This window comes from Aeromicrobium sp. PFPM2_SD2 (assembly GCF_057364525.1).
This window is the reverse complement of the sequence record NZ_JBNFNZ010000169.1, coordinates 1-4,841: the sequence shown is the minus strand read 5'-3', so window position 1 is coordinate 4,841 and position 4,841 is coordinate 1. Positions and strand designations below refer to the sequence as shown.

Sequence of the window (4,841 nt, the reverse complement as noted above, 5' to 3'; positions counted from 1 at the left end):
GGACGGGGGTGGCGGTGGTCGCCGAGGCGGTCGCGGACGGCGTGGGCGCCGGGGCGGCTCGCTCGGCCTCGTCGTCGACGACGACGGACACGAGCAGGTACGCGGCGCCGGCCACGAGCAGGGCCACGGTGGCGACGATCAGCCAGCTCGGCAGGATGACCGCACGACGGGTCGGCGTCCGGCGATGGTCCACCGCAGGCTCAGCCTCAGACGTCGAAGCCGAGGCGGCGGGCGGAGCGCGTCCGCTGACGCTGCTCGCGCACGCGGCGCAGGCGCTTGACCAGCAGCGGGTCGAAGGCCAGGGCCTCCTCGGTGTCGATGAGCGCGTTCAGCACCTGGTAGTACCGGGTGGCGGACATGTCGAACTTCTCGCGGATGGTCTGCTCCTTGGCCCCCGCGTACTTCCACCACTGACGCTCCATCGCGAGGATCTCGCGGTCACGCTCGGACAGCGACGTCGTGGGCTCGACCACGGCCTTCTCCACAGCGCTCATGCGCACGATGGTACGGCATGAATGACAGGCGTGTCATTCACTCGGCGTGGCGAGATCCGGTGCGGGCGCCCGGCGTGCCGCGGCCAGCCCCCGTGGCCATACTGGGCCGGTGACCACCGACACCACCCCCGTGCGCTGGGGCATCCTCGCCACCGGCGCCATCGCCGAGAAGCTCGCCGCCGACGTCGCCCTCGTCCCGGGCAACGAGCTGGCGGCCGTCGGCTCGCGCCGGCTGGAGTCCGCCCGGGCCTTCGCCGACCGCTTCGGCGTCGCCCGTGCCCACGGCTCGTACGAGGAGCTGGCCGCCGACCCCGACGTCGACGTGGTCTACGTCGCCACCCCGCACGGACGCCACCTCGAGGACGCCCTGCTCTGCCTCGAGCACGGCAAGGCGGTGCTGTGCGAGAAGGCCCTGACGATGGACCAGCCCGACGCGCGCCGCCTCGTCGAGACGGCCCGCGAGAAGAAGCTGTTCCTGGCCGAGGCGATGTGGATGCGGGTGCACCCGCTCATCCGCCGCGTGCTCGAGCTCGTCGAGAGCGGGGCGCTGGGCGAGGTCCGCCAGCTGCGCGCCGACCTGGGCTTCGTCGCCGGCGGCAAGTCGCGCCTGTGGGACCCGGACCTGGGCGCCAGCGCGCTGCTCGACGTGGGCATCTACCCGCTCACCTTCGCCAACCTCTTCCTCGGCGCCCCCGAGCGGATCACCGCCGACGGCGTCGTGGCCGCCAACGGGTTCGACCTGTCCGGCGGGGCGACGCTCACCTATCCCTCCGGCGCGGTCGCGACGATCTCGTGGTCGCAGGTCGCCCAGTCCGACAGCCGCGCGTCCATCGCCGGCACCGAGGGCCGCATCGAGGTCAACGCCCCCATGCACCACCCGACGTCCGCCACCTACACGAGCAACGGCGAGGTCGAGACGCTCACCGCCCCGGTCACCGGGTACGGCTACGCGCACGAGGTGGCCGAGGTGGCCGACTGCCTGCGCCGCGGCGACACCGAGTCCGCGCTGCTGCCGCTCGACGCGACCGTCGACATCATGGGTCAGATGGACGCCATGCGGGCCCAGATCGCCGCCGCTGCGGGCGCCGGCACGAGTCGATAGGGTCGGGCCATGGCGTCGTCCGGAGCAGAGTTCGTGGTGATCGCCAACCGGCTTCCCGTCGACCGCGACGTGCTCGCGGACGGGACGGTCGCCTGGCGCAAGTCCCCCGGCGGGCTGGTCACGGCCCTGGAGCCGGTGATGAAGAGCCACGGCGGCGCCTGGATCGGCTGGCACGGCGCCCCCGACGAGACGCTCGAGCCGTTCGACGACGACGGCCTCCACCTCGTGCCGGTGCCGCTCTCGGCCCAGGAGGTCGAGGAGTACTACGAGGGGTTCTCGAACGCCACCCTGTGGCCGCTGTACCACGACGTCGTCGCTCCCCCGGCCTTCCGCCGCGAGTGGTGGGACGCCTACGTCACCGTGAATCGGCGCTTCGCCGAGCGGGCGGCCGAGGAGGCCGCGCCGGACGCGATCGTGTGGGTGCAGGACTACCAGCTCCAGCTCGTCCCGACGATGCTGCGCGACCTGCGCCCGGACCTGCGCATCGGGTTCTTCCTGCACATCCCCTTCCCGCCCACCGAGCTGTTCCAGCAGCTGCCGTGGCGCCGCCAGATCCTCGAGGGGCTGCTCGGCGCCGACCTGGTCGGCTTCCAGCTCCCCGGTGCGGCGCAGAACTTCGTCCGGCTCGTGCGCCAGCGCGTCGGGCACAAGACGCACCGCGACATGGTCTACCTGCCCGACGGCCGCGCGGTGCTGGCCAAGGCGTACCCGATCGCGATCGACGCCCAGGGCTTCGAGGAGCTGGCCCGGTCCGAACGGGTCACCCGGCGTGCGGCCGAGATCCGCGCCAGCCTCGGCGACCCCGAGAAGGTGCTGCTCGGCATCGACCGGCTCGACTACACCAAGGGCCTGCGCCAGCGCATCCGTGCCTTCGGCGAGCTGATCCGCGACGGGTCGGTGGACGTCGACGACGCCGTGTTCGTCCAGGTGGCCACCCCGTCCCGCGAGCGGGTCGACCAGTACCGCCTCCTGCGCGACGACATCGACCGGCTGGTCGGACGCATCAACGGCGACGTCGGCAAGATCGGCCAGCAGCCCATCCAGTACCTGCACGCGTCCTACCCGCGCGAGGAGATGGCCGCGCTCTACCGGGCCGCCGACGTCATGGTCGTCACGCCGCTGCGCGACGGCATGAACCTCGTGGCCAAGGAGTACGTGGCCTGCCGCTACGACGACCAGGGCGCCCTGGTGCTCAGCGAGTTCGCCGGCGCCGCCGCCGAGCTCAAGCAGGCCTACCTCGTGAACCCCTACGACATCAACGGCACGAAGTCGGCGATGCTGCAGGCCATGACCGCCGACGAGCGCGAGAACGGCCGGCGCATGAAGGCGATGCGCCGCCACGTCATGGACCACGACATCGACCGCTGGGCGCGCACCTTCCTGGACGAGCTGACCCAGGTGCGCACGCACGACAAGCCCACCCGGCCCGCCGACGTGTCCTGACCGGGGCGCGGGACCGGCCGGTGACGCCGGGGTCCCGCTAGCCTCCGGCGCATGACCACGACCGAGCCGCTGTCGCCGTCGGTCCGCCGCGGCTACGCGCTGGGCAGCGTCGCGACCGGCACGTTCGGCACCGTGCCCGGCCTGCTCCTGCTGCCGTACTTGACCGACCACCTGGGCATCGCGGCCGTCCTGGCCGGTGTCGTCGTGCTCGTGCCGAAGGCCTGGGACGTCGTGCTCAACCCGGTCGCGGGACGCCTCAGCGACCGCTCGACCCACCCGGCCGGACGGCGCCGGCCGTTCCTGCTGCGCGGCGGGCTCGCCCTGGCCGTCTGCTTCGCGCTGCTGTTCGCCGGCCCGACCTCGCCGTCCTGGCTGGGCGGGACGTACGTCGTGCTCGCCTTCCTGGCCTGCGCGACGGCGTACGCGTTCTTCCAGGTGCCGTACGTCGCGATGCCGGCCGAGATGACCGACGACTACGCCGAGCGCACCCGGCTCATGACCTGGCGCGTGGCCGTGCTGGCCCTGGCCATCCTGCTCAGCGGCGCCACCGCCCCGATGGTGGTCGACTCGGTCGGCGGCGAGCCGACGACGACCGGCTACCGGCTCATGGGCGTCTACGTCGGCGTGCTGCTGGCCCTGGGCGTCGTCGGCGCCTGGTGGGGCACCCGGAACGCGCCGCAGACCCGCGCCGAGAAGGCGTCCGGCACGCTGCGCGAGCAGCTGCGGGTGGTGGCCGGCGCGCCGGACTTCCGGGCGCTGCTCACCTGCTTCGTGGTGCAGGCGCTCGGCATCGGCGCCCTGCTGGCCGGCGTCGCGTACGTGGCGGACGACCTGCTGGAGTCGTCGGCGGCCTCGACCTTCCTGTTCGCCGCGTTCGTGGGGCCGGCGATCGTCGTCACGCCGCTGTGGGAGCGGTACGCCCGCACGCGGGGCAAGCGCTCGGGGTACGTCCTGGCGTCGGTGCTGCTGGCCCTCGGCGCCCTGGCCCTGCTGAGCACCCGCACCGGCGGGGCCGGGTGGGCGTACGCCGCCGCCGTGCTGGTGGGGATCGGCTACGCCGGGGCCCAGGTGTTCCCCATGGCGATGCTGCCCGACGCCGCCGCCCGCGACGCCGAGCGCACCGGCGAGAACCGGGTCGGCGTCTACACCGGCATCTGGACCGCCGGCGAGACGCTCGGCCTCGCGCTCGGGCCGGGCCTGTTCGCGCTCGTGCTGTCGCTCGGCGGGTACGTCTCGTCCACCGACGGGGACGCCGTCCAGCCCGACAGCGCCCTGGACGCGATCGCGGTCGGGTTCTCGGTCGTGCCCGCCCTGCTCGTGCTGGCCGGGCTGCTCTGGCTGCGCCGCTACCGCCTCGACGAGGAGCCCCGATGAACCACGACGCCGTCCGTGCCCGGCTGCAGGAGCTGCGCGCCGGCGACCTGCCCACCCACGGCGGCCGGACGCTCGCCTACGTCTACGACTCCGGGCTGGCCGACGTCGACGCGCTGGCCCAGGAGGCGCTGGCCGCGTTCGCGTCCACCAACGGGCTCGACCCCACCGCCTTCCCGAGCCTGCTGGCCATGGAGCGGGACCTCGTCCGGCTCGCCCGCGGCCTGCTGCGCGGGCCGGACTCGGTCGTGGGCACGGTGACGTCCGGCGGAACCGAGTCGGTGCTGCTGGCCGTGCAGTCCGCCCGCGACGCCCACCCGGAGGTCGCGCGTCCGGTCATGGTCGTGCCCACCACCGCGCACGCGGCGTTCGCCAAGGCCGCGCACTACTTCGGGGTCGAGCGCGTCGCCGTGCCCGTCGACCCGGTGCGA

Annotated in this window: 6 protein-coding genes; 4 read left to right on the top strand and 2 right to left on the bottom strand. The window is 73.6% G+C overall.

All coding sequences use genetic code 11. The features are described 5' to 3' along the window. On the bottom strand, window positions 1–193 hold a 193-nt coding region (locus AC2W7G_RS09190; RefSeq protein ID WP_485868167.1), incomplete at its 3' end, for a hypothetical protein. Between the two features lie 13 nt (window positions 194–206). Next, the gene (locus AC2W7G_RS09185) at window positions 207–494 is read right to left on the bottom strand and encodes a DUF3263 domain-containing protein (protein WP_485868166.1); all 288 of its coding nucleotides are present in this window, start codon (window positions 492–494) and stop codon (window positions 207–209) included. 109 nt (window positions 495–603) lie between these two features. Here AC2W7G_RS09185 and AC2W7G_RS09180 point away from each other — a divergent pair, with 109 nt between their 5' ends. The 4 genes from AC2W7G_RS09180 to AC2W7G_RS09165 form a co-directional block, all read left to right on the top strand. Then, window positions 604–1,596: a Gfo/Idh/MocA family protein gene (locus AC2W7G_RS09180; protein WP_485868165.1), complete on the top strand. Its 993-nt coding sequence runs from the start codon at window positions 604–606 to the stop codon at window positions 1,594–1,596. A 9-nt stretch (window positions 1,597–1,605) separates the two neighbouring features. Further along, window positions 1,606–3,039 carry an alpha,alpha-trehalose-phosphate synthase (UDP-forming) gene (locus tag AC2W7G_RS09175; protein WP_485868164.1) on the top strand — a complete coding sequence of 478 codons (1,434 nt, stop codon included), beginning with the start codon at window positions 1,606–1,608 and terminating at the stop codon, window positions 3,037–3,039. A gap of 51 nt (window positions 3,040–3,090) precedes the next feature. Then, window positions 3,091–4,413 (top strand): MFS transporter, encoded by a 1,323-nt coding sequence (locus AC2W7G_RS09170; RefSeq protein WP_485868163.1) that lies wholly within the window; start codon window positions 3,091–3,093, stop codon window positions 4,411–4,413. Then, window positions 4,410–4,841, top strand: a 432-nt coding sequence (locus tag AC2W7G_RS09165; protein ID WP_485868162.1) for a pyridoxal-dependent decarboxylase, incomplete at its 3' end; no start/stop codon positions are given. The genes AC2W7G_RS09170 and AC2W7G_RS09165, both read left to right, overlap by 4 nt.

What these genes read in the sequence shown, in the direction of transcription:
- AC2W7G_RS09185 (WP_485868166.1), bottom strand. Translation starts at nt 494, where the DNA reads ATGAGCGCTGTGGAGAAGGCCGTGGTCGAGCCCACGACGTCGCTGTCC.
- AC2W7G_RS09175 (WP_485868164.1), top strand. Translation starts at nt 1,606, where the DNA reads ATGGCGTCGTCCGGAGCAGAGTTCGTGGTGATCGCCAACCGGCTTCCC.
- AC2W7G_RS09170 (WP_485868163.1), top strand. Translation starts at nt 3,091, where the DNA reads ATGACCACGACCGAGCCGCTGTCGCCGTCGGTCCGCCGCGGCTACGCG.